This is a genomic window from Paenarthrobacter sp. NPDC091669 (assembly GCF_044756725.1).
GTDB classification, from domain to species: Bacteria; Actinomycetota; Actinomycetes; order Actinomycetales; family Micrococcaceae; genus Arthrobacter; species Arthrobacter bambusae_C.
On the sequence record NZ_JBIVTK010000008.1, the window covers coordinates 117151 to 141166 of the forward strand.

The 24016-nt window shown below is 63.4% G+C and carries 23 protein-coding genes; 17 read left to right on the forward strand and 6 right to left on the reverse strand.

From position 1 onward, the window contains the following. Nucleotides 1–4: 4 nt before the first annotated feature. The 4 genes from ACIQLI_RS14840 (at nucleotide 5) to ACIQLI_RS14855 (ending at nucleotide 5414) form a co-directional block, all read left to right on the forward strand. Nucleotides 5–937 carry a carbohydrate ABC transporter permease gene (locus tag ACIQLI_RS14840; protein WP_026547885.1) on the forward strand — a complete coding sequence of 311 codons (933 nt, stop codon included), beginning with the start codon at nucleotides 5–7 and terminating at the stop codon, nucleotides 935–937. Beyond that, complete coding sequence (locus ACIQLI_RS14845) at nucleotides 934–1881, forward strand: carbohydrate ABC transporter permease (protein WP_354227518.1); 948 nt, start codon at nucleotides 934–936, stop codon at nucleotides 1879–1881. The genes ACIQLI_RS14840 and ACIQLI_RS14845 overlap by 4 nt, the downstream gene beginning before the upstream one ends. Continuing rightward, nucleotides 1878–2891, forward strand: coding sequence for a hydroxyacid dehydrogenase (locus ACIQLI_RS14850; RefSeq protein WP_400389843.1), 1014 nt, complete (start codon nucleotides 1878–1880; stop codon nucleotides 2889–2891). Before ACIQLI_RS14845 ends, ACIQLI_RS14850 begins: the two co-directional genes overlap by 4 nt. A 75-nt stretch (nucleotides 2892–2966) precedes the next feature. After that, nucleotides 2967–5414 carry an HAD-IC family P-type ATPase gene (locus ACIQLI_RS14855; protein ID WP_400389846.1) on the forward strand — a complete coding sequence of 816 codons (2448 nt, stop codon included), beginning with the start codon at nucleotides 2967–2969 and terminating at the stop codon, nucleotides 5412–5414. On the opposite strand, the gene ACIQLI_RS14860 is transcribed toward ACIQLI_RS14855, so the two are convergent. After that, on the reverse strand, nucleotides 5396–5806 hold the full coding sequence (locus tag ACIQLI_RS14860; protein WP_400389848.1) for a hypothetical protein: 411 nt from the start codon (nucleotides 5804–5806) through the stop codon (nucleotides 5396–5398). The genes ACIQLI_RS14855 and ACIQLI_RS14860 overlap by 19 nt on opposite strands. 133 nt (nucleotides 5807–5939) lie before the next feature. On the opposite strand from ACIQLI_RS14860, the gene ACIQLI_RS14865 reads away from it, so the two are divergent. The 3 genes from ACIQLI_RS14865 to ACIQLI_RS14875 all read left to right on the forward strand — a co-directional run bounded on the left by ACIQLI_RS14865 (nucleotide 5940) and on the right by ACIQLI_RS14875 (nucleotide 9647). After that, the gene (locus ACIQLI_RS14865) at nucleotides 5940–7532 is read left to right on the forward strand and encodes an alkaline phosphatase D family protein (RefSeq protein WP_400389851.1); all 1593 of its coding nucleotides are present in this window, start codon (nucleotides 5940–5942) and stop codon (nucleotides 7530–7532) included. A 118-nt stretch (nucleotides 7533–7650) separates the two neighbouring features. Further along, complete coding sequence (locus ACIQLI_RS14870; protein WP_400389854.1) at nucleotides 7651–8340, forward strand: hypothetical protein; 690 nt, start codon at nucleotides 7651–7653, stop codon at nucleotides 8338–8340. 71 nt (nucleotides 8341–8411) lie between these two features. Next, nucleotides 8412–9647, forward strand: a complete 1236-nt coding sequence (locus ACIQLI_RS14875) for a pyridoxal phosphate-dependent aminotransferase (RefSeq protein ID WP_400389857.1) — start codon at nucleotides 8412–8414, stop codon at nucleotides 9645–9647. 16 nt (nucleotides 9648–9663) lie between these two features. Here ACIQLI_RS14875 and ACIQLI_RS14880 read toward each other — a convergent pair whose 3' ends face one another. Continuing rightward, entirely contained in the window at nucleotides 9664–10701 is a 1038-nt protein-coding gene (locus ACIQLI_RS14880) for a zinc-dependent alcohol dehydrogenase family protein (RefSeq protein ID WP_400389859.1), read from the reverse strand. A gap of 93 nt (nucleotides 10702–10794) precedes the next feature. Between ACIQLI_RS14880 and ACIQLI_RS14885 the strand changes: the two genes are divergently transcribed. After that, nucleotides 10795–11253, forward strand: coding sequence for a carboxymuconolactone decarboxylase family protein (locus tag ACIQLI_RS14885; protein ID WP_400389861.1), 459 nt, complete (start codon nucleotides 10795–10797; stop codon nucleotides 11251–11253). A gap of 17 nt (nucleotides 11254–11270) precedes the next feature. After that, on the forward strand, nucleotides 11271–12164 hold the full coding sequence (locus tag ACIQLI_RS14890; RefSeq protein ID WP_354227502.1) for a sigma-70 family RNA polymerase sigma factor: 894 nt from the start codon (nucleotides 11271–11273) through the stop codon (nucleotides 12162–12164). Nucleotides 12165–12210: 46 nt separating this feature from the next. On the opposite strand, the gene ACIQLI_RS14895 is transcribed toward ACIQLI_RS14890, so the two are convergent. Both ACIQLI_RS14895 and ACIQLI_RS14900 read right to left on the reverse strand, forming a co-directional pair. Then, on the reverse strand, nucleotides 12211–12666 hold the full coding sequence (locus ACIQLI_RS14895; RefSeq protein ID WP_400389864.1) for a hypothetical protein: 456 nt from the start codon (nucleotides 12664–12666) through the stop codon (nucleotides 12211–12213). Nucleotides 12667–12686: 20 nt separating this feature from the next. Next, nucleotides 12687–14684 (reverse strand): primary-amine oxidase, encoded by a 1998-nt coding sequence (locus ACIQLI_RS14900; RefSeq protein WP_400389867.1) that lies wholly within the window; start codon nucleotides 14682–14684, stop codon nucleotides 12687–12689. Nucleotides 14685–14807: 123 nt separating this feature from the next. Here ACIQLI_RS14900 and ACIQLI_RS14905 point away from each other — a divergent pair, with 123 nt between their 5' ends. The 4 genes from ACIQLI_RS14905 (at nucleotide 14808) to ACIQLI_RS14920 (ending at nucleotide 16917) form a co-directional block, all read left to right on the forward strand. Then, a complete protein-coding gene (locus ACIQLI_RS14905) occupies nucleotides 14808–15398 on the forward strand; it encodes a TetR/AcrR family transcriptional regulator (protein WP_354227496.1) in 591 nt (196 codons plus the stop codon). 122 nt (nucleotides 15399–15520) lie between these two features. After that, nucleotides 15521–16204 (forward strand): helix-turn-helix domain-containing protein, encoded by a 684-nt coding sequence (locus ACIQLI_RS14910; RefSeq protein ID WP_400389871.1) that lies wholly within the window; start codon nucleotides 15521–15523, stop codon nucleotides 16202–16204. Beyond that, the gene (locus tag ACIQLI_RS14915; protein ID WP_400389874.1) at nucleotides 16194–16529 is read left to right on the forward strand and encodes a hypothetical protein; all 336 of its coding nucleotides are present in this window, start codon (nucleotides 16194–16196) and stop codon (nucleotides 16527–16529) included. The genes ACIQLI_RS14910 and ACIQLI_RS14915 overlap by 11 nt, the downstream gene beginning before the upstream one ends. Next, complete coding sequence (locus ACIQLI_RS14920) at nucleotides 16498–16917, forward strand: hypothetical protein (RefSeq protein WP_400389877.1); 420 nt, start codon at nucleotides 16498–16500, stop codon at nucleotides 16915–16917. The genes ACIQLI_RS14915 and ACIQLI_RS14920 overlap by 32 nt, the downstream gene beginning before the upstream one ends. Here ACIQLI_RS14920 and ACIQLI_RS14925 read toward each other — a convergent pair. After that, on the reverse strand, nucleotides 16914–17567 hold the full coding sequence (locus ACIQLI_RS14925) for a LysE family translocator (RefSeq protein WP_400389879.1): 654 nt from the start codon (nucleotides 17565–17567) through the stop codon (nucleotides 16914–16916). The genes ACIQLI_RS14920 and ACIQLI_RS14925 overlap by 4 nt on opposite strands. Before the next feature lie 161 nt (nucleotides 17568–17728). Between ACIQLI_RS14925 and ACIQLI_RS14930 the strand changes: the two genes are divergently transcribed. The 3 genes from ACIQLI_RS14930 to ACIQLI_RS14940 all read left to right on the forward strand — a co-directional run bounded on the left by ACIQLI_RS14930 (nucleotide 17729) and on the right by ACIQLI_RS14940 (nucleotide 21159). Continuing rightward, nucleotides 17729–19141 carry an aldehyde dehydrogenase family protein gene (locus ACIQLI_RS14930; RefSeq protein ID WP_354227488.1) on the forward strand — a complete coding sequence of 471 codons (1413 nt, stop codon included), beginning with the start codon at nucleotides 17729–17731 and terminating at the stop codon, nucleotides 19139–19141. A gap of 308 nt (nucleotides 19142–19449) precedes the next feature. Next, nucleotides 19450–20307: a prephenate dehydratase gene (locus ACIQLI_RS14935; RefSeq protein WP_354227987.1), complete on the forward strand. Its 858-nt coding sequence runs from the start codon at nucleotides 19450–19452 to the stop codon at nucleotides 20305–20307. A gap of 30 nt (nucleotides 20308–20337) precedes the next feature. Then, nucleotides 20338–21159 (forward strand): hypothetical protein, encoded by an 822-nt coding sequence (locus tag ACIQLI_RS14940; protein ID WP_400389882.1) that lies wholly within the window; start codon nucleotides 20338–20340, stop codon nucleotides 21157–21159. Nucleotides 21160–21166: 7 nt separating this feature from the next. Here ACIQLI_RS14940 and ACIQLI_RS14945 read toward each other — a convergent pair whose 3' ends face one another. Continuing rightward, nucleotides 21167–23341, reverse strand: a complete 2175-nt coding sequence (locus ACIQLI_RS14945; RefSeq protein WP_400389885.1) for an MMPL family transporter — start codon at nucleotides 23339–23341, stop codon at nucleotides 21167–21169. Between the two features lie 166 nt (nucleotides 23342–23507). Here ACIQLI_RS14945 and ACIQLI_RS14950 point away from each other — a divergent pair, with 166 nt between their 5' ends. Continuing rightward, nucleotides 23508–24014 carry a MarR family winged helix-turn-helix transcriptional regulator gene (locus tag ACIQLI_RS14950; RefSeq protein ID WP_400389888.1) on the forward strand — a complete coding sequence of 169 codons (507 nt, stop codon included), beginning with the start codon at nucleotides 23508–23510 and terminating at the stop codon, nucleotides 24012–24014. Nucleotides 24015–24016: the final 2 nt, after the last annotated feature.

Sequence of the window (24016 nt, forward strand, 5' to 3'; positions counted from 1 at the left end):
TCCCATGGCCACCCAGGCCCTCACCACCACAGTGCGCCGCCGAGGCCGTGCACTGGCGGGAACCGGCGGACGGACTGCCGCACTGTTCCTGGTCCCTTTCTTCGCGGTCTTCGCGATCGCCATGATCGCACCGGTGATCTACTCCCTGGTGCTGAGCTTCCACTCGCAGCAGAAGTCCGGACTGGGCTTTGGGGAAGCCAAGACCGTGTTCGTCGGGCTTGAGAACTACGTGCAGGTCTTCCAGTCCGAGACTTTCATGGAGGGCATCGCCCGCCTTGGCTTGTACTGCCTGATCTACATTCCCTGCATGGTGGGCGGTGCCGTGATCTTTGCCCTCCTCCTGGATGCGACGGTGGCCAAGGCCCGCAAATTGTTCCAGCTCCTGGTGTTCCTTCCGCACGCCGTTCCGGGCGTCATTGCGGCGCTGATCTGGGCGTACCTCTACACTCCGGGCATCAGCCCGTTGGTCCAGGCGCTCCAGGGCGGCGGCATCCAGATCAACTTCCTGGACGCGCACATGGTCCTCCCCTCCATCGTGAACATCGGTGTGTGGGAATGGACCGGCTATAACGTGATCATCCTCTTTACCGCTCTTCAGGCCGTACCCCGGGAAATCCTGGAAGCCGCGCGTGTGGACGGGGCCGGCGAAATCCGTGCCGCCGTGAGCATCAAGTTCCCGCTGATCCTGCCGGCCTTGAGCGTCATCATGCTGTTCACCATCATCGGCACGCTGCAGCTGTTCACGGAGCCGAACATCATCTCCAAGGCCACAGCGTCAGTCACCAGTACCTGGGTTCCCAACCTCTGGGCCTACGACGCAGCCTTCATCCGCCACAACCTCAACCAGGCCGCGGCGGCATCCATCATCATTGCCGGACTGGCCGCGATCCTGTCCCTGGCCGTCACCCGGCTTAGCTCCAGGATGAACAAATCATGAGCACCCCAACACTCTCCCGCCCCGGCAACACCACTGCCTCCAAGCAGGCTCTCCGCCGCCACGGCTCCCGTTCCAACGGCGGCAGCAACGGCGGCAGTTCCCACCGCAGCGGTGGGTTTGCCAGCAAGCTCACTGTCAACGGCCTCCTGATCATCGGCTCCGCCTACATGGTGGTCCCTGTCCTTTGGCTGGTCTTCGCTTCCACCAAGAACGCAGCCGACCTCTACGGCACCAGCGCCTATGCCTTGGGGAACTTCTCCCTGTTCGAGAACATCGCAAACGTGGCCAACCAGGACGGCGGCCTCTTCTTCCGCTGGCTGGGCAATTCCGTGATGTACGCCGGCGTGGGTGCCGTCTTCGGCAGCCTGATTTCGGTCATGGCAGGGTATGCGTTCGACAAGTTCCAGTTCCGGTGGAAGGACTCACTGTTCGGCTTCGTGCTGGTGGGCGTCCTGATTCCCAACACCGCCACAGTGCTGCCCATGTACCTCCTGGCCTCCCTGGTGGGCATGACCAACACCATCTGGGCCATCCTTATCCCGGTCCTGTGCAACCCCTTCGGCGTCTACCTGGCACGGGTTTACTCCGCCAGCTACGTGCCGGCTGAAACACTCGAGGCCGCACGCATGGACGGCGCCGGACCAGTCCGGTCCTTCTTCTCCCTGGGCCTGCCCATGATGATGCCCGGCTACATCACCATCGCCCTGTTCCAATTTGTGGGCGTCTGGAACAACTTCATGCTCCCGCTGGTGATGCTCCAGGACCAACAGCTCCTGCCCGTCAGCGTCGGCATCTCCATCTGGCAGGGCTACTCCGTCCCGCAGCCCGAATTCACGCCCATGGTCATCACCGGCTCGCTGCTTTCCATCCTTCCGTTGCTGGCGGCCTTCATCATGCTCCAGCGCTTCTGGAAGTCCGGCCTCACCGCAGGGAGCGTCAAGTGACCACACCTCCACTGAACATCGCGCTCGCCATGGGTCCCGGCGTAGTATCCCGGGTCTTTCCCCGGCGCAGGTTGGAGACCATGCCATCCGGCCTGCGGCTGCTCAGCCCGGAGCCCATGGAGGACTTCACCTCCCAACGTTCCTTGGAGCTCCTGGCGGAGACGGACATCCTCATCACCGGGTGGAACTGCCCCAGGATTGACGCAGCCGCCCTGGCCGCGGCCCCGCGCCTGACCCATATCCTCCACGCGGGCGGCACGGTCAAGCACCACGTGGGCGACGAATGTTGGGACCGAGGCATCGAAATCAGCACCGCCGCCGACGCCAACTCCATCCCCGTGGCCGAATACACGGTGGCCATGATCCTGCTGGCCAACAAACGGGTTCTCCAGATCGCCCGGAAGCTGCACTCGGAGAAAACCGGGATCGAGCCGGACCAGGTGTTCCCGGACATGGGCAACTTCGGCAAACGGGTGGGCATCATCGGCGCCTCAAGGATCGGCAAGCACGTCATCCGGCTCCTGAAGGCCTACGACGTCCAAGTTGTAGTAGCCGATCCCTTCCTGGACGATGCAGCGGCCGCGGCCCTCGGCGTCGAACGTGTCTCCTTGGAAGAGCTCGTGGCGACGTCCGACGTCGTCAGCCTCCACGCGCCGTCGCTCCCGTCCACCCGCAACCTGATCCACCAAGGCCTGGTGGCCGGCTTCAAACCTGGAGCCACCTTCATCAACACCGCCCGCGGTGAACTGGTGGATCAAGATGCGCTGCTTCGGCGCGTCGAGGCAGGCGACCTGTACGCCGTCCTGGACGTCACAACACCGTGGGTGCTCCCGGCGGATTCGGGCTTCTACACCCACCCCCATGTGCTGCTCACGCCACATCTGGCCGGCTCGCTGGGTATGGAACTTGAACGGATGGCTGTCAGCACCATCGAGGAAGCCCGTCGCATCTCAGAGGGTCAACCACTCCTCCACAGGCTCCACGAGAAGGACCTCGCCTTCACGGCCTGATACCGGGCGACGGCGACATAACGGCCCGCGGCTGGCATACTCAATCCCATCACCAGCTCAACAACAGGGGCATGAGTGCCACACGATAAAGACCTGACAGGGGTAGGCGTCCGTTTATTGGGGTCCTCGGTGCAGGGATTGAGCACTGCCGGGGTTGCCGAAAGAGTCGCTGCAGGACAAACCAACACGTTCGTCCAGGACACCAGCCGCAGCGTGTGGAGCATTGTCCGCGCCAACGTGCTCACCCTGTTCAACGGCATCATCCTGGCCTGCTTCATTGTCCTGTTCGCGATCGGCCGCTGGCAGGATGCCTTGTTCGGGTTCAGTGCCGTGGCCAACGCGGTGATCGGCAGCGTCCAGGAGTACCGGGCCAAGCGTGCCTTGGACCGCCTCGCCCTCCTGAACGCCCCGCACGCCAGGGTGATGCGCGACGGCTCCGAGGCCGAAATCGACCTGGACGACGTAGTGCTGGATGACACCCTGGTCCTCCGGGCCGGTGACCAAGTGCCCGCCGACGGTCTGGTAGCCGGATCACGGGGCCTCCAAGTGGACGAGTCCATGCTGACCGGGGAGTCAGACGCCGTGGAAAAGGCCGACGGCGATCGCGTCCTGTCCGGGTCCGTGGTGGTGGCCGGGGAAGGCACAGCCGTGGTTGACCGGGTGGGCGCAGATTCCTTTGCGAACTCCCTCGCGGCCGAGGCCAAGCGATTCTCCCTGGTGGCCTCGGAACTTCGCTCCTCAATCGACCGCGTCCTGAAATGGGTCACCTGGTTTGTGGGCCCCGTGGCGTTGTTGGTTCTGAACGCCCAGATGATCGCGCAGGGCGGATGGGCCGAGGCCTCGGCGAACGGCGCTTGGCGGGACGCGGCGACGGCGACCATCGCCTCCGTCGTCGCCATGGTCCCCTTGGGGCTGGTGCTCATGACCAGCATTACCTTTGCCGTGGGGGCAGTGAAACTGGCCCGGCAGCAAGTGCTGGTGCAGGAGCTTCCAGCGGTGGAGGGCCTGGCTCGAGTGGACATCATCTGCCTCGACAAAACAGGCACCCTCACCCAGGGCGACATCGTTTTCGACGCCGCGCGTCCCCTGACCGACCGCCCTGGTTGGGAGGCCGTGCTCTCCTGGTACGGGGTGCAGAACGACGCAAACGCCACGGCCCGCAGCCTCGCCGGGCATTTCACTGAACCACCCGCCGAACCGCCGACAGACCGCGTGCCCTTCTCGTCAGCGCGCAAATGGAGCGCGGTGATTTTCGACGACGGGATGTGGATCCTGGGCGGCCCCGAAATGGTGTTCCCGGGGGACAATTCCCCCGATCCTGTGCGGCAGCACCTCGCCAAGCAAGCCTCGGAGTTGGCCACCACCGGCCGTCGCACACTGGTCCTGGCCCACGGCACGCCCACCGATGACGAAACCGTACCGGCAGACGCCGTCCCGGTTGCGCTCCTGACGTTCAAGGAGAACATCCGCCCCGATGCTGCGGAGACACTCACCTACTTCGCGGCACAGGACGTGGATGTCCGCATCATTTCGGGTGACAACCCGCAGACGGTAGCCGCCATCGCCCGGGAGGTCGGGCTCGATGCACCCCACGGCTTTGACGCCCGCCAACTGCCGGACGACGACCAGGAACTCCTGGAGATCATCAACAACCACGTGGTCTTCGGCCGTGTCACCCCGGACCAAAAGAAGCGGATCGTAGTGGTGCTCAAATCCGCAGGCCGCACGGTGGCCATGACCGGCGACGGCGTCAACGATGCCCTGGCCATCAAGGAAGCGGACATCGGCGTGGCCATGAACTCCGGTGCTGCAGCCACCAAAGCAGTGGCCCGGCTGGTGCTCCTTGACGGAAAATTTTCGCACCTGCCCAGTGTGGTGGCTGAAGGACGCCAAGTGATTGCCAACATCGAGCGCGTCTCCATGCTGTTCCTCACCAAGACCGCTTACGCCACCTTCCTGGCCATCGCGTTCGGCATTCTCCTGCTGCCTTTCCCGTTCCTTCCCCGGCAGCTCTCAGTCACTGATGGTTTGACCATCGGCATTCCGGCGTTCTTCCTGGCCCTGCTGCCCAACGCCCAGCGCTACATTCCCGGCTTCCTTCGACGGTCCCTCACGTTCGCCGTTCCGGCCGGCGTCTCCGTAACCTTGGGGCTTGCCTCGTATGCCCGACTCGCCGCCAACCTGCAGATCCCGGAAGCGGAAATCAGGACCGGGTCAACCCTCGTCCTGACGATCATCGGCATCTGGATCCTGGTGGTGCTCTCGCGTCCGGTGACACGCTTCAAAGGGCTGGTCATCGGGGCGATGATGATCGGGCTCATCCTGGTCTATTCCGTGCCGATTGCCCGCGACTTCCTGCAATTCACTGACCCGACACTGCCCACGGCACTACTGGTTCTGGGGACGTCGGTAGCCTGCATCGCGCTGATTGAGATTGTCCGTTTTGTTCACCGTCGTGTTGCCTATCGGGATGCCCAGGATGCGCTGCATCACAGGGTCTCACATCAGCGGGTCTCGAAGTAGCGGCCTCCGCGTCCTACCCACAGCGGCACCAGCACGGCCACCGCGGCAATGGACTGGGAAATGACGGCCGACCAGTCTCCATCCCCGGCAATGATGAGGTCCAGCACGGCAAAGACCAGCCCCAGCAGCATGACCGCCGTTGCGCCACGGCGCGCCGCGCTGCTTCCCCGCGCCACTCCGGAGGCAAGCCCGATCACCAACAGTCCGAACAGAATCATGCCGGCACCCAGCAAGGTGATGGGCAGGGCGATGCCTCCGGACTGGGCTTCCGGGGTGTAGCGCAGGAAAATCGTCAGGATCCCGAGAAGGATCTGGGCTATGCCACCGATGTACATCAGCACCACCGAGAATGTCACCACGCCTGGCCGCTGAGGACGCTCCCCCTTGATCATGAACTGAGCATAGACGAGCCTCCATGCGGGCAGACACTGCCCCAACGCGGGGTGACACTTCTTGTCACACAATTAACCACGCATTCACGCTGCCCTTGGGTCCAGTCAACCCCGGTTTCCTACGGTCGGTCTTATGGAAAAAATCTCCCGCAGGTCCCTCATTTCAGCCGGCCTGGGTGCCGGACTCGTCGCCGGCGTGTCAGCCGCCATGCCGCAAGCCGCCGTCGCGGTTTCAACAGCGGACGACGCCGGTCTCCGCACCGATCCGTTCACGCTTGGCATCGCGTCGGGCGAACCGTGGCCCGGCGGCTTTGTCATCTGGACCCGCCTGGCGGTGAACCCCGTGGCCGAGGACGGCCTGGGCAGCATGCCGTCCCGCCCGGTCGCCGTCGCCTGGGAAGTGGCGGAAGACCCGGCGATGCGCCGGGTAGTAGCCCGCGGCGTCGAACATGCCAGGATCGAAACCGCCCACTCGGTGCACGCAGAACTCAAGGGCCTCCGGCCGGGACGGGAGTACTTCTACCGTTTCCGTGCGGGGCGGCACGTGAGCGAAGTGGGGCGCACTCTGACAAGCCCGGCGCCCGGTGAGACCCCCGCGGCACTGGCCATGGCCTTTGCCAGCTGCGCCCAGTACGAGCACGGTTACTTCACTGCGTACAAGCGCCTGGCCGAGGACCACCCTGACCTGGTGCTGCACCTGGGCGACTACCTCTACGAGTACAAGAAGGGCAGCTACGTCATTGGCGGCGGCAATCCGCGCGATCATGAGGGTCCCGAGACCAGCACCCTGGCTGGCTACCGCCAGCGGCATGCCCAGTACAAGTCCGACGCCGATCTGCAGGCAGCGCACGCCATCGCACCGTGGCTGGTGGTGTGGGATGACCACGAAGTGGACAACAACTGGGCAGACGAGATCCCCGAGAACAACGACGCGGGCCAGCTCAACGACACCACCGAGCATTTCCGGCAGCGCCGCTCGGCAGCATTCCAGGCCTACTACGAGAACATGCCGCTGCGCCGGTCCTCAGTCCCCGCCGGGTTCGACATGAAGATCTACCGCACCATCCAATGGGGCCAGCTGGCCAACTTCCACATGATGGACACCCGCCAATACCGCGACGATCAGCTCGCGGGCGACGGATGGCGGAAGAACGTGGCCGAACGCCTGGCCGAGAACCGCACCATCACCGGCGCCGAGCAGGAGAAATGGCTGCTGGATGGCTTCAAGAACTCCACGCAGCGGTGGGACATTCTGGGTCAGCAGGTCTTCTTCGCGGAGCGGGACCGTGACAAGGCGCCGGATGTCGACGACGTCTCCATGGATGGTTGGGACGGTTACGCCGCTTCCCGCCGCCGCATCACCCAAGGCTGGGTGGACGCCAAGGTGCGCAACGCCGTCGTACTCACCGGCGACGTTCACCGCCACTGGGCCACCGACCTCAAAGTGGACTACAAGGACCCGGCAGCAGCGGTGGTGGGCTCGGAACTGGTGTGCTCATCCATCACCTCCACGGGGAATGGCACGGGATCCACCACCGACCCCACCATGGCGTGGAACCCGCACCTGAAGTTCTACAACGACAACCGCGGCTACGTGAACACCCGCATCACCAAGGCCGCCATGACCGCGGACTTCCGTGTGCTGGACTACGTCACCACACCGGGCGCGCCGGTCAGCACCAGGAAGTCGTACACGATCACCGACGGAGTCCCCGGTCTCGCCTGATTTTTTCGTACAGATAACGCCCCTCTGACAGTGCTTTAGGGGCGTTATCTGTACAAAAACTCTGCTCCCGCGGTGCGCTACGGGCGTCTGCGGGAGTAGCCTAGTTCCAGTTGAAGTAGTGGATCTCTTTCCGGCTGGGGTTACTGCCGTGGGCCATGTGAGTTCGTCGCTGTCCGACCTTCTGGGCGTACTTTCCGACGCCGTCGCCCCTCAGCATGTCAGGTTCGACGACGGGTCCCCCACCGCCGTGGTGCCCCCACCCGACGCTCCGGTTACCGTCCGCGCCGTCACCCTGAACCGCACAGGAAGGTCACGGGCAGACGGACCCGTCCTGGACCTCGAGCTGAGGGTCGCCGTGGAATGCCACGGTCCCGGACAGCTGGACACCATGGAGCAATTACTGTTGGCCGTGGAACTCCACAGCCAGTACTCCGTAGTTTCCAATGGCGAGTTCCGGCCCGAGGAGTACTCCGGCGCCATCCAGCAAGGAATGGGCTTCCTGGTCCGCGTCCCGGTATCCCTGCCTTTCGAAGAACCTTCCGATCCTCCCGACGGCGCGGTCGCAGGCACGACACGTGCCGCCCGCCGGATCCGGGGACGGCTGGTGGATGTCCACAACAAAGGCGTCCCTGACGCATATATCCACGCCCACTCGTCCGCTACGGCTGCCGTGAGCGATGCCACCGGACACTTTGAAGTCCTGGCGTCGGCTGACGAACTCCAGCACTTCGCTGTTGCAGTGGACGGCACCGAGCGGGAAGTTTCGGCCAGCACCAAGAGACTTCCGGTGACTATTCGTTGGCTCTGATCCCGGCATCATTGGGGCACTGATTCCGGAACCATTTGCCCGGGCGGCCCGCTCCCATGAAATGATCAACCATGCGTCCGATGCAGCACTCCAGCAAACTCCAGAATGTCCGCTACGAACTCCGTGGACCCATCCTCCAAGCGGCCAAGGCCATGGAGGCCGAGGGGCATCGCATCCTCAAGATGAACCTTGGGGACACAGCACCGTTTGGGCTGGAGGCACCGGAGTCTGTTGTGGTGGACATGATCCACCATCTCCGCGGCGCCCAGGGATACAGCGATTCCAAGGGCATCTTCTCAGCCCGCACCGCCATCTCGCAGTACTACCAGACGCGCGGACTGATGAGCATCGGCGTCGAGGATGTCTTCATTGGCAATGGCGTCAGCGAACTCATCTCCATGACCCTGCAGGCGTTCATGGAGAACGGCGACGAGATCCTTATCCCTGCCCCGGACTACCCTTTGTGGACCGCGGCCGTGACGCTCACCGGCGGCAACCCCGTGCATTACCTGTGCGATGAGGAGGAGAACTGGTGGCCGGACATGTCCGACGTCGAGGCCAAGATCACCCCGCGCACCAAGGGCATCGTCATCATCAACCCGAACAACCCCACCGGCGCCGTCTATCCGCGCCACATTCTGGAGCAATTCGCCGCGCTTGCCAGGAAGCATGACCTCGTCCTGTTTTCAGATGAGATCTACGAGAAGATCCGGTACGTGGACGCACCCCATATTCATACGGCGGCTGTTGCTGACGACGTCTGCGTCCTGACGTTCAGCGGGTTGTCCAAGGCGTACCGCATGCCCGGATACCGGGCAGGCTGGGTTGCCGTCACCGGCCCCTTGACGGCGACCGCGGCCTATCGGGAATCCTTGGAGCTGCTGGCCTCGCTGCGATTGTGCGCCAATGTCCCTGCCCAGCACGCCATCCAAACATGCCTGGGTGGATACCAAAGCATCGAAGCGCTCATTCGCCCCGGCGGCCGTCTCCGCGATCAGCGGGATCTGGCATGGAAACTCCTCACCGCGATCCCTGGCGTCAGCTGCGTTCCGGCAGCCGGTGCCATGTACCTTTTTCCGAAGCTGGATCCGGAGATCTATCCCATTGCCTCTGACGAAAAGTTCGTCCTCCAATTACTGCAGGAGCAAAAGATCCTGGTCTCGCACGGTACCGCTTTCAACTGGCCAACGCCGGACCATTTCCGGTTCGTGATCCTGCCCGCTACGGAGGACATCGAAGAAGCAGTGCGCCGGATCGACCATTTCCTCGCCGCGTACCGGAACCGCCCTGCGGACGAACCCAAGTAAGTCGCTCGGGAAGCTCTTACAGGGCAGGGTCCACCATGGTCATGCCGGCGGGGTTGGCCTTGTCGAAGCCAGGCAGGAGTGCAGCAGCTTCTTCCAAGCCAATGGTGCGTTCGATGAGCATCTGTGGCTGGAGCACACCCTGTTCAATGAGCGCCAGCATGCCCGGATAGTCCACAGCGGCCATGCCGTGACTGCCCAAAAGGTCCAGTTCCCAGCCGATCACTCGCGCCATGGGCACTTGCGGGTTGCCGTCGATGGACGGCAACAAACCAATCTGGACGTGGCGGCCGCGCCTGCGAAGGCTAAGGATCGCATCGGCACAGGTCTGTTCACTTCCGACGGCGTCCACCGCCACGTGGCTGCCCCCGCCGGAAAGGGCATTGATTGCAGCAGGAATATCTGCACCATCAGCGAGGACAGTATGTTCGGCACCCAGCCGTGCGGCCACGGCCAGAGCCTCGGTGTTCCGGTCCACGGCAATCACCCGTGCGCCCATGGCTTTGGCGATCATCACGGCGCTCAGTCCCACACCGCCTGCGCCGACTACAGTGACCCACTCTCCGGCTTTCACTTGCGCACGGGCTGCCAACGCACGGTAAGCGGTCGCGAAGCGGCAGCCGAGGCTTGCCGCCGTCGTGTATTCAACGCCGTCAGGAATGGCAACCAGGTTGCTGTCGGCAGCGTGCAGGGCCACAAACTCGGCGAAGGAACCCCAATGGGTGAAACCAGGCTGCTGCTGGTCCGGGCAGACCTGGGCGTCGCCGGCGAGGCACCATTCGCAGGTGCCGCAGCCGCAGACGAAGGGCACGGTGACGCGGTCGCCCACCTTCCAGTGCTGGACGCCTTCCCCTACTGCGTCGATAACACCGGCGAGCTCGTGACCCGGCACGTGGGGCATGGCGATGTCATCGTGGCCGGCCCAGGCGTGCCAGTCGCTGCGGCACATGCCTGTCGCCAACACTTTCACCACCACGCCTCCAACGGGAGCCTCGGGCTTGGCTACTTCCCTCACGTCGGGCTGGGTCCGGACCTCATCAAAAACTACTGCGCGCATCGACTGACTCTAACAATGAGCCGCCGCTGTCACACTTTCGGTCCGGTATCCGACATCACTGATGTAAGGCACCATCTCTGAAGGGACGTCAGCATGACCCGCATCAATCTCGGCCGCAGCAATAAACTCGGCTACGCCGCCGTCATCGGGCTGGAAGGCTATGCCCGCAAGTCGGTCGATCCAGACCTGTATGAACTGATCAAACTTCGCGCCTCCATTCTCAACGGCTGCGGCTTCTGCGTGGACATGCATGCCACGGACGGCCGGAAGCGCGGGATCCCCTCCCGCAAGCTCCACGCGGTTGCGGCATGGCAGCACTCGAAAGTGTTCTTCGATGCACGCGAACAGGCTGTACTTGCCCTGACGGATGCCGTCACCCAACTGGGCCCGGAGACTGTCACGGACGAGATTTGGAACGCTGCTGCCACCCATTTCGACGACAGCCAGATGGGTGGCCTGATCCTCGCCATCTCCACCATCAATGTGTGGAACAGGATCGCCGTCAGCACGCAGATGGAGCCGCCGGTAGATGAGAAGAACCCGGTCGTCTGAAAGGTAGCGTTGGCAGCATGACTCTTGCGGTGTCAGCCACGTCGGCGTGGCAGAGCGAACGGAATCGCCTCCTGGGGATCGCCTACAGAATGCTGGGCGACTTCGGGCATGCGGAGGACGTGGTCTCCGAGGTGGCGATCGACGCCGTGCAGCGGGAACGCAAACCCGATGCCGTCGGCGTGGACTCCTGGCCGGCGTGGCTGACAACAGTGTGTGTGCGGCGCTCTGTTGACCGGGTTCGGCAACTCGCCGCAGTGCGCGAGGAGTACACCGGGCCTTGGCTGCCCGAACCAGTGGATGCGTCCACACTTCCGGAAGAAACCGTAGCCAACCGCGAGCTGCTGTCCTTGACCTTGCTGCACCTGGCCGAGCAATTGGCGCCTGAGGCCAGGGCGGCGCTCGTGTTGCACCGGGCCTTCGCAATGTCCGCCCCGGAAATCGCGGACATCCTGGAAAAATCCCCTGCCGCCGTCCGCCAGATGATTTCACGGGCCGAACGCCGCCTGGAGATCGATCCTGAGGCCCCCGCGCCCCGGGCCAAGGATCGCGCGGCCTTGGAGAAGCTGGTACGGGCCATTGAGCAGGGTGAGATTGACACAGTTGTCGCCATGCTGGATCGGGACGCCGTTCTCTGGGCCGACGGCGGCGGCAAGGTCAAGAGCGCCATGAACCCGCTGTTCGGGGCGGCCAGGATTGCACGGTTTTTCGCCGGCATCCTCAGCAAGGCGGTGCTTTTCGATCCCGCGGAGCCGGTCCGTGCCTGGGTCATCGAGGTCAACAGCGAAGCGGCCCTGGTGCTCAGGCATCATGGCCGCTCCGACGTCCTGGTGATCGATACCGCCCCGGATGGCAGCATCCGCGAGTTGCGCCAGGTGTCCAACCCGGACAAGCTGACGCGGGTCTCGCTCTGAGCCGACTCCAAGTAGCCGGAAAGCTGCGTGTTCGTGGGAAACTTCCCTACGAACTGGCAGGTTTCCCGCGGTCACGCGTGGCTTGGCCCCGAAGTCGGGCCACCAGCGTGGCGGCGAGTAACGCCGTCGTGATTTCCAGACCGATCACCATCAGCAACCCGGCAGCGCCGGAGCTATCAACAGCGTTCGACGCCGGTCCCCCACCGTGCGCGTGTCCGGAACCGGCCGCTCCCAACAGCAGGACAGCATGGAGCCCCACCATCGCCAGAGCCGAGATGGTCACTTGATGGAGCGCGCCCACCTTGCTGTGGCGCCAAATGTGGACCGTGCACGGGACGCACACGGCGGCCAAGCCGATCATGAGGATCCCCAGCCAGGCCTGGTGGTGTCCCGACGCTGCGAGCCACAGATGCACCAGGCAGGAGACCGCAGTGAGGGCCGCGCAGATCCGGGGGTGCAGGACAGGTCCGTTGCCCCGGACCCGTCCTGCCGTTGTTGTCATAGTGAGTATCCCGGCGGGCTTTAGTGGCAGTGCCCGGCGGGCTCGCCATGTTCGCCGTGCTCGCCGTGCTCTTCGCTGGTGGAAGTTGCCGGGCTGTGGCAACTCGAGCCCGAGGCGCTGGCCGGCACATCCAGGACCGGGCTGCGGTCGAAGAAGCCTTCCGGGCGGAGCTTGAAGCCCACTGTGTCCACCGGCATGATCGGCCAATCCTCCACCCGCGGGAAGTGCGTGAGGCCGAAGGTGTGCCACACCACGATGTCCTGGCCGTCGATCCCGCGGTCCTGGGCAACGTAAGCCGGTAAGCCGGCGCCGCCGGAGTGCTGGTTCACGAAATCACCCGTGGGGTAGCGTTCCTCATCCGAGTAGCGGGTGACCCACAAGTCCTTGGTGGCGAAGGCCGCGCGCTTCGCAATGGACGAGCCGGGATCGGCCAGCAATGTGGGCTGGTTCTCCGCGTGGAGTTTGTAGCCGACCGGCTCACCCAGACGGTTCTTCGATTCAGGGTTGGAGATGATCCATGTCCGCCCGGCGCGGGCGTCGGCCTCACGGACCGCTTCGGATTCCTTGGTCAGGAGTGTGCGCTTGCGGGAAAACGCGTTGCCACGTTCATTGCCTTCGCCCATGGCCTGGCGGACCACGTCTTCTTCCTCCACGCGGTTGGTGAAGCCGTCAATGGCCATGTCCAGACGGGCGCTGAAGAGGTGCTGGTGGAAGGGGGCACCGAGGCCCGGGGCGAGCTGGGAAATGTTGTCCGAGCCGCCTTCCGGGAAGGCGCTGGTGAACACGACGCCGGTGGCCTTGGCTTCGAACTCGATGGTGCCGTCCAGGTAGAGGTACCAGTAGAAGCCGTAATCGTAGTTGCCGATGGTGGTGAAGAAGGAGATCACCAGGCGGCGGTTGCGGCGGGTGTAGTTGATGCCGGTCCAGAGGTCCGAGTGCTTGGAGAGGATGCCCCAGTCTTCTTCGTGCATGCAGATGCCGTTGCGGATCTCGCGGGGGTTGCCGAAGGCATCGCTGATGACGGGGCTCAGGTAGGTGATGTCCCCCAGGCAGTCACAGCCCAGTTCCAAGGAGTTAGCGTACTGGCCTACCAGGTATTCGCCGGTGTCGAAGTAGTTCTGCCAGGACCTGATGGGTGAAGGGTCGCCGTAGGGCACCACCATTTCTGCGATGGAGGCACGGTTGATGATGGGACGCTTCTTGTCGCCATCCTGAAAGGCCAGGTTGTGGAGGACAACTCCCTCGCGGACATCGAAGCCGACGTCCACGCTCCACTTTTCCCACTCCACGTGGTTCCCGCCGGTGACAGTGAAGCTCGGGCCCTCGGGTTGGGTGATGCTGATGGGCTTCTGGGTTTCGCGGAGCGGGCCGGTCAGTTCGGGGTCCGTGTAGTTTCCGTGCTCCGCCGGGATGGGCATGACGCCGAGATCGATGACTTGGGTGACTTCCTTGTTGACCACGTCCACGTACGCCACGAGACCGTCCACGGGATGCGCCCAGGCGCTGTCTTCCGGGAAGTCCTGCACGAATGCGAGGCCACGCAGGATCCGGCGACCTTTCTCGTCGTCGTACTCAAAGACGCCCGCGGACAACGGGGCGACACGGACTTTAGCGACGTCCAGATCCCTGGCTGCGAGCGCGGCGAGCCACCGATCGTCGGTGGCGAGGAGCGTCTCCACTACTTCGAATTCCTCTTCCAGTACGGGAAGTTCGCCTGAGACCTTGGTGTCCAGTTCCTTCGCGGTCAATATCCCGCCGCGGGTTGCGGAGACCAGGACGTCGCTGGGAGCTCCGCCGGAGATGTCGTGAATAAAGACGCGGAAGCGGCGGTCCTGTTCCGGCTGGTTGCGGGACGGGTCCACCAACCCCAGGTACGCAATCCGCTTTTCGGGGCCAAGGTGGCCGGCGGCCTGCAGGATCCCCTGCACCTGGGAGATTTCGGCGCCTGTTGCCAGGGCGTACTGCGTTTCCTCAATGGCGACGGCGTCGGTTGCTGTCTCAGTTGCTGTGGGCGTCATGGCTGCCTCTTGTCCGGGACCTATGATGGGTCAGGATTTATTTTCTATAGGTGTAGAGAATAACCAAAACGTAAGATGGGTCACAAGACCTGTCCGCCATTTATTTTTTCGGGAGCCCCTCCAGTGCCAAAGATTGTTGACCACGATCAACGACGCCTCGAACTGGTGGACGCCACCTGGCGGATCATCGCCAGGCTGGGCATGGAAGGTGCCACCATGCGGGAAATTGCTGAAGAAGCCGGCTTCGCCAACGGTGCCCTCAAGCCCTACTTCCCCACCAAGGACCTCCTGCTGACCTCGGCGTTCGGACACGTCTTCAACCGCACCAATCAGCGAATAGCGACCATGACCGAAGGACTCTCAGGAGTAGCGGCGCTCCGCGCGTTCTGCGCCGAAGTCCTGCCGCTGGACGAGGAACGCGTCAACGAAGCCCGCATCGTCATCCCGTTCTGGCAAAAGGCCCTCAACGACGCCGGCATGGCAACCCTCCACAGCGAGTCCATGAGCCAGTGGCACACCACCATCACAGCTCATTGTGCAGCAGCCCGGGCGGCAGGTGAGATCAAAGCCCCCATCGGGGACGCCGCCGTCGCCGATCACCTGCTGAACATGATGCTGGGTGCGCAGATTGTGGTGGCATTGTCCCCCGCCGAGCATTTCTCGCAGGATCTTGCGGGGCAGCTGGATAGCTACCTCGCGCTGCTGGCTTGCTAGCTATAGGCGGCGCGGTCCGCGCCGGCCCTGATTACACATTGCCATCGCTATCGCTATGAATCTGTAATCTTAAAAAGAGTGAATCTATTTCATATTCATAGCGGTATCGATAGGATTATGAAATGGCATTGAGTATCCCCGAACTGGCCAAGCGACTACACGTCAATCAGAGTCGAGCGCGGCAGCTCGTCCACTCCGGACGCATTAGAGGCCAAAGGGTTGGTGGACGCTGGATCGTAGACGAAGCTGATGCCGCCCACTATCGGCCTGGTAAGCCTGCTGGTCGTCCGCTGTCCGAACGCAGCGCATGGCAACTCGTGTCCTGCTTCTGGGACAATCCACGGCCCCCGATCCCCGTTCATTTTGAACTCTCAGCGGTTGAGAAACATCGGCTGAAAGAGCGCATCAACCGGCTGCAGGACTCCCCCGATCCAATCGCGCTTCTCGCAGCGTGGCTGGCCAATCGTGCCGATAAATTCGAGTTCTCTTCCAGCCCGGATGACATCGCCGAGCTTCGGGAAGACAAACGAATTCACCTCTCCGGAGTCTCTCACGCACGGTCTGGGCTGCTGGCCAATTCAGAGGTTGAAGCCTATGTGCGGCGCGACGAACTCAAGGACGTCGTCAGGGACTGGTTCCTGGTTGAGCCACTTCCCGGCAAGAGGCCCAACGTCATTCTCCGCGCCGTCGCGCAAGTCCCCGACGAGCTTCCGCCGTTAGTGGTGGCGGCAGACCTGGCCGAAAGGCCCGGTGCCCGTGAACAACAAGCTGCACGCGATATCCTCAGGAGCGCCCATGCCCATTGAACTTCCCGCAATGCCCACCGAACAGCAGGAAGCATGGCAGGCTGTCTTCGAAATACACAATGCGATGCCTCAGGGTTGGGTCTTGGTGGGCGGGCAAGCGGTCTTCCTGCACGCTGTTGAACGCGGCGCTCCACACGTGCGCCCCACCAAGGACGCCGATATGGCTCTGGACATCCGGGCATACCCTACGATGCTTCACGACTTTACTGAACTCCTCGTGGCGCTCGGCTTCGAGTCCGCCGGAGAGTCTCTGGAGGGCTATCAACATCGGTGGAAGCGCGGCGAAGGCCCTGGTGGACGTACTCATCCCGCGCCATCTGGGTGAACGCGCCGAGAAGCGACGCGGAGTTACCGGCGGGACCACGATTGCTGCCCCCGCCAGCCAACACGCCCTCGACCGTTCTGAGACCGTCGAAGTTCAAGCAGGGTCAGCGTCCGGCCGAGTGAACCGTCCCACGGTCCTCGGCAGCCTCATCGGCAAAGCGGGAGCGCTGACCATCATCCACGACCCCCTACGGCATCGGCACATCGACGACTTTCTAACCCTGGCCTCTGTTGTCCGGGCCTCCGACCTTCGGGGCGTCACCTATAAGCCCGCCGAGCGGGACCACTTGGCAAACATGCTTGGACGCCTCGCCAATGAACCGCAGCTCATGGAACAAGTGCCGGAAGGTGCCGAGGGCGTGGAACGCCTGAGAATCTCGCTGAACTAGCTGCTGGCGCCCGACGCCACCACTCCAACGCCCAGCCCGGCGATCACACCGCTGCTGACATGCTCGACGACGGTGCTCACCTTGGGGCGTTTGAGCCACCGCATCGCCTTAAAAGCGACGACGGCGATCATCGAGAGATACGCGAAGGCGATGACGGCCACCACCACACCCAGAATGAGCGAGGTGCCCATGGTGTCGCCGCCGTGCGGGATGAACTGCGGGACCACGGCCAGGTAAAACAAGCCAACCTTGGGGTTGAGCAACGTGGACAAAGCCCCGGCTCCCAGCGCCGAAAGTCGGCTGTACGGGAGAGGCGCGTTCTCCATGGCTCCGGCTGCTGTGGCCGCCTTGGATGCCTTTGCCGCCTTCCGGGACTTGATGAAGGAGGAGACGCCCAAGTACAGCAAGTACAGGCCGCCCGCGATCTTGACCCACCGGAACAGCTCCGCGGATTGCTCAAGGATGGCGGCTAGACCCACTCCTACCAACGCGGCCCAGGCAATCGCCCCCGCGGCAGAGCCAGCAGCGGCAGCGATTCCAGCGCTGGGACGGTTCAACGCAATGCGCAGCACGAGGAACGTGTCCGGTCCAGGCGTCACGGACAATACCAGGCAGAGGCCAGCGAAGGCTGCGAGGGAAGCAAGAGTCACAAGCTCGATTATCAGGCACGGGGTGCTCAACGAAAAGCGTTCGCTTCCCGTCAATGGCTGTTCGTGGATAGACAAGGCCCATCTGCGTGACGCCGACCACACTGGAACCATCGCCGCGCGCCTGACTGGCCGCCAAGACTTACTACCCGAGCGGAGTACCAATGGAGACTTACGACGCCCTCCTGACCTCGATCACCCCTGCCACCGGCCAGAACAGCCGCACCATCCTCGACCCGGCAACGGGCGAGGCTGTCGGCGAAGCACCTGTTCACACGGTGGAAGACCTCGAAGCCGCCATCGCCGCCGCTGCCGCAGCACAGCCGGCATGGGCTGCCTTGGGCCACGACGCCAGGTCCGCTGCGCTCATGAAGGCCGCCGACGCCGTCGAACGCTCAGCCGAAGAACTCGCCCAGCTCCTCTCCCGCGAGCAGGGCAAGCCGCTGAACGGGCCGAATGCGCGCTTCGAAGTCGGCGCGTGCGCAGCCTGGCTTCGTGCCACTGCTGCCACGCCGCTTGATCCTGAAACCGTGGTGGACGACGGCGAAACCCGCGCCGAACTCCATTACCGGCCCATCGGCGTCGTAGGTGCCATTGGTCCGTGGAACTGGCCCATGATGATCACCGTCTGGCAGATCGCACCGGCCCTGCGCATGGGTAACGCCGTGGTGGTCAAACCGTCCGAATACACCCCGCTGTCCGTGCTGGCACTGGCATCGATCATCAACCAGGAACTGCCGGAAGGCCTGCTGTCCGTGGTCTCCGGCGGGCGCGACGTCGGCGCCCGGCTTGCTGAGCACCCTGCCATTGGCAAGGTCATGTTCACCGGCTCCACGGCCACGGGCAAGGCGATCATTCGATCCTCGGCCGACACCGTCAAACGGCTCACGCTGGAACTTGGCGGCAACGACGCCGGGATCGTCCTCCCCGACTCCGATCCCAAAGCTATTGCTGAGGGGTTGTTCTGGGGCGCGTTCATCAACACAGGCCAGACCTGCGCGGCCCTGAAGCGGCTCTACGTGCACGAATCCCAGTACGAGGCCGTGTGCTCCGAGCTCGTAGCTGTGGCTCAGGCCATGCCCATGGGCAACGGCCTGGATGAGAACAACGTTCTGGGCCCGCTGCAGAACCGGCAGCAGTACGACATCGTGGCCCGGCTGGTTGAAGCCGCTCGCGATTCCGGCGCGCGAGTGCTTCTGGGTGGGAACCCGGACGCGGAGCAGCCAGGCAATTTCTACCCCACCACGCTGGTTGCCGACATCGACAACGACAACCCGTTGGTCGCCGAGGAACAGTTCGGACCAGCCTTGCCGATCATCAAATACAGCACCGTTGACGAGGCAGTCGCCAAGGCAAACGGGCTCGACGTCGGACTGGGCGCCTCGGTCTGGTCCTCAGACCTGAACGCTGCACGCGAAGTCGCTTCCCGTATCCAGGCCGGCACCGTGTGGATCAACAAGCACGGCGCCGTGGACCCCCGCGTTCCCTTCGGCGGTGCGAAGCAGTCCGGCTACGGCCTCGAGTTCGGCGCCGAAGGTCTGAAGGCCCTCGGCGTTCCGCAGGTCATCAACGGCTAACTCCCTCCCAACTGACTGGCACTAGTGGTCGCTATGAGCCCTCATTCCGACCACTACTGCCAGTCAGTTGGGTGTCCGGGCGTTTCTGGGGCGTTCGGCCAGTGCTGTCGCGCCGATGGTCGTGCCCGCGAACCTTGCAACCCGCTGTTCGTTGACATTGTTTGTTGCGCTACTTCTGAACGCTGTCGCAGTTGTCATCGGCCGCCCCCAATCCTTGGTGCGAACCTAGGGTCGGTGGCACCCACTTGTCCAGTCACAGGGTGGACGCGGTTGGGAGGCCGGGCGCCCAGCGTGTAACCATGAGCATCATGGCCCAGAAGATTGCGTACCAAGGTGAGCCCGGAGCTAATTCGGATCTCGCGTGCAAGGAAATGTTCCCCGAACTCCAGAGCGTTCCGTGCGCGAGCTTTGAGGACGCCTTCGAGCTGGTGTCCACCGGGGAAGTCGATCTGGCCATGATTCCCATTGAGAACTCCATTGCCGGGCGTGTGGCCGATATCCACGTCCTGCTCCCCCAGTCCAAGCTGCAGATCGTTGGCGAGTACTTCCTGCCGATCCGCTTCGACCTTCTGGGCATTCCGGGCAGCACCATTGAAGGAGCTACGGAGGTCCACAGCCACATCCACGCCCTGGGGCAGTGCCGCAGGATCATCCGGGAAGCGGGCCTCAAGCCCGTCATCGCCGGCGATACTGCGGGTTCAGCCCGTGAAGTGCGGGACTGGAACGATCCCCGCAAGTTGTCGTTGGCTCCGCCGCTCGCCGCTGGACTGTACGGTCTCGAAGTCCTGGCTTCCGGCGTGGAGGACGATCCCACCAACACCACCCGTTTTGTTGTTCTGGCGCGGGAACGCGAGCTCCCCACCAAGGACGAGCTTCCGGGCCCCGCGATCACCAGTTTCGTTTTCCGGGTCCGCAACGTTCCCTCGGCCCTATACAAAGCACTTGGTGGCTTTGCGACCAATGGCCTCAACATGACACGGCTGGAAAGCTACATGGTGGGCGATGAGTTCGCTGCCACCATGTTCCTCTCCGACGTCGAAGGCCACCCCGAAGACGCCCGTCTCCGCCGGGCCCTGGAAGAACTGGAGTTCTTCACTACCGAGGTCCGCGTCCTGGGTGTTTACGCCGCGGACGGTTACCGGGAACGGAACACCGTCACCGCCTGATCTACCCTTGATCCCGGGGGGAATGCTGACGTGAAGAAGAAATCAAAACAGTGGGATCCTCGAATCCTCTACGGCGGAATGATCGCGGTCATCATGGCCACCTTTGTGTGGATGGCCCACAGCACCTTGCTGGGAGCATCCCTGTTCTTCGTCCCCGGGGCGGCTTACACCTTTCTCCTTTTCCGGGTACTGCCCCAGTCATCCCGGGCTTCCATGCTGATGCTCTGCGCATTGCCTTTGGCGTCCTATTCAGCGCTCTCGATTGAGGACGATCTAGGGATTCCTGCAGCAGCATCGTGGTTCCTGGGTGTCATCGTCGGGGGAATTGCAAGTGGATACCCGTGGTCAGGAAAAAGAAGCCAGGCAGGGAAGAACCGCGTTGGAACCACCGAAGCCGGCAAAGAATCCGTTGGAGGCCGGCGTCACGTCATGATCAATGGTTCCTGCGCGGCCGTCCTGATGGGAGCCGGCCTTGCCCACTTCATCTTTCAGAGCCCGACGGCGGCAGTCGGCGCCGTGTTGGCAGGCGCCTTGGTCTGCGGCTGGGCATTGTTCCGGTTTCCGCCATCGGCCGTGACCAGGAACGCACTCCTTTTGGTCATCCCGGTGGAGTTCTTTTTGCTGGCATTCCTGGAAGGTAATACCAGCCAGATGGCTCTTCCTTTCGTGTGGACGTACGGCGCCTTGGCTGGCGTCCTCCTGGGAGGCCATTATTGGAGCGGCCCGCTTCGAGGCACACCCCGGCCACCGTTCAGCAGTCAAGAGAAACGACGGCGGAAGCGCAAAAAGGTACGCCGGTCGCAGGACAAGCAGAAGCAGGGACAGAACGGGGTACCCGCGGGGCGTCATTGAGTGACCATTACCGCCCCACCGATGCCTGCTCTTCTTCGCGGGGCTGAACAGCCTCCGCCGAAGACGAACGTCCCAGCTTGCTCGGCCACCAGATCTTGCTGCCAATGTCGTACGCCAAGGCAGGCACCAGCAACGACCGGACCAACACGGTATCCAGCAGCACACCGAACGCCACGATAAAGGCGAGCTGCACCAGGAACATGATGGGGATGACACCAAGAGCCGCGAAGGTAGCGGCCAGGACCACACCGGCGGACGTGATGACACCACCGGTAACGGCCAGGCCGCGCAGGATTCCCGGGCGGGTCCCGTGCTTCAGCGACTCTTCGCGGACACGGCTCATCAGGAAGATGTTGTAGTCCACGCCCAGGGCCACCAGGAACACGAAGCCGAACAACGGCACCGTGGCATCGGCACCCGAGAATCCGAAGACCCCGTTGAACACCCACGCCGAGACACCCATCGCGGCGCCGTAGGAAAGCACCACGGACAGCACCAGCAACACCGGCGCCACCACGGATCGCAGCAGGAGCATCAGGATGAACAGGATGACGATCAGGACAATCGGGATGATGACCACAAGGTCGCGCTGCGCCGTGGTGTTCGTGTCCAGGGCGGTGGCCGTGACGCCACCTACCAACGCGTCGGCGTCGACTTCCTTGACGGCCACCCGCAGCGACTTCACCGCCTCTTCCGCTTCAATGGAGTCCGCGGCCGAGTTCAGCGTCGCATTGATCAGGACCCTGCCGTCCCGAACGGAGGGTTCAGCAGGAGCACCGGGAGCACCGGTGATGGGCACGTTTCCGTCAGCCAGCAGGTACGCGTCACCCACGCCGTCGGCCGCTTTGACCTTGTCCAGGACCTGCTGCGCGGAACCTTCCGAGGCGACCACGACGGCGGGGCTGCCGCTGCCGGCGTCGAAGTGGCGGGCCAGTGCTTCCTGTCCGTCGACGGCGTCGGATGCGGAGAGAATGACGTCCGTCTGAGGAACGCCGTTGGCCTTCAACTGCATCAGTCCGGTGGAGGCCGCGAGGAGCAGAAGCACTGAAGCCACCCACACAACGCGCGGCCGCTTGGAGACCAGACGACCCGTGGCGCGCCACAGGCCCTTTTGCCCCTCAAGGCCAGTGACAATCTCAGGTTCGCGTTCGTCGTCGGGCAGCAGCTTGGGACGGAAGGGCCAGAAGGCTGCCCGGCCAAGCAAAGCCATCAGCGCGGGCAGGAGCGTGAGCGCAGCGAACAAAGAGCAAAGGATGCCGGCAGCGGCCACCGGTCCCAACGCCTTGTTGGAATTCAGGTCGGAGAACAGCAGGCAGAGCAGCGCGATGATGACGGTGGCCCCGGAAGCGAGGATCGGCTCGAACGACGCCTTCCACGCCGTGATCACGGCCTGCGTGCGGTTGGCGGTGTGGGTGAGCGCCTCCCGGAACCGCGCCACGTACAACAGCGCGTAGTCGGTGGCCGCACCAATCACCAGGATGGACAGAATGCCTTGGCTTTGGCCGTTCAGCTGGATCCAGCCTGCCTTAGCCATGCCGAACACCAGCAGAATAGCGGCACACAGCGCAAAAACCGACGTGAAGAGGACCGCCAGAGGCAGCACCACAGAGCGGTACACCAGCAGCAGGATCACGAACACAGCGCCCAAGGCAACCAGGAGCAGGATGCCGTCGATCCCGCCGAAAGCGTTGACGAGGTCGGCGGTCAGGCCCGCGGGTCCCGTGACAAAGGCCTGCATGCCGTCGGGCGCTCCGGGCTGGACGACGTCGCGCAGTTCCTGGACTTTCTCGCGGAGTTCATCGGAGGACGCCATCGGAACGATGAACTGGACGGCTTTGCCGTCTTCCGAAGGGATGGGCCCGACGACGGCGCTCCCCAGCTTGAGTGCCTCAATGTCGGCCTTCAGCTGGGCTGCTTCGCCCAGCTGGGCCGGGGTGAACGCAGCATCGTTCTCAACGATGACCACGGCGGGGATCTCTTCAGAGTCCCGGAACTTGGCCTGCCAGTCGCCCGCCTCCGTGGCTTCGGCGCCTGCGGGGAGGAACGAGGCTTGGTCGTTGGAGGAGACTTCTTCCAACCGCCCGAAGGTAGGGCCGCCAATTCCGGCGATGCCGAGCCACGTGATGACCAGCACCACGGGGATCAGCCAGCGCAGCCAGAACGGTACTTTCCGCGAGTTCATGAGTCCTTCTTCTGTGGGGATGCTTGAGGCCTTTATTCCATCACAGATTATCTCTACCATGGAACTATTCCAAGGGTTGGCTCATCAGGATGCCAAAATCCTTCACTGCTGGGAGTAATATCCGGAAGGCAGGAATCACCGGACAAACGCTGGCAGGAGGGCGGATATGGCGGACACACCAGCCACGCGCCCCGAAAACGCACCTCCCCAAGAACTGGTGCGGCTCCTCCAGGACTTCACCCTCGAAGCCAACCACTACGTTGACGCAGCCGGTGGCCGGAACGACATGCACCGTACGGACCTCAACGCACTCGCCGTCATCATGCGCCACACCGCAGCCGGCAAAGTGGTCACGCCGGGTGTTCTCCGCGCCGAGCTCCGGCTCAGTTCCCCCGCCACCACGGCATTGGTTGATCGCCTGCATGCCTCCGGGCACGTGGTGCGCGAACGTCTCGGCACGGACCGCCGGCAAGTCCAGCTGCAGATGACACCCAAGGCCTATCGGGACGGAAGCGCCATGTTCATGCCGTTGGCCATCCGCATGGGCAAGGCCATGGCTGCCTACAGCTCCGAGGAACTGGAGCTTGTTACCCGCTTCATGACGGACATGGTGGAAGCAACCCTCGCCGCGCGCGAGGAAGCATCCCAACCCGATTCAACGCGCTCCACCTAAAT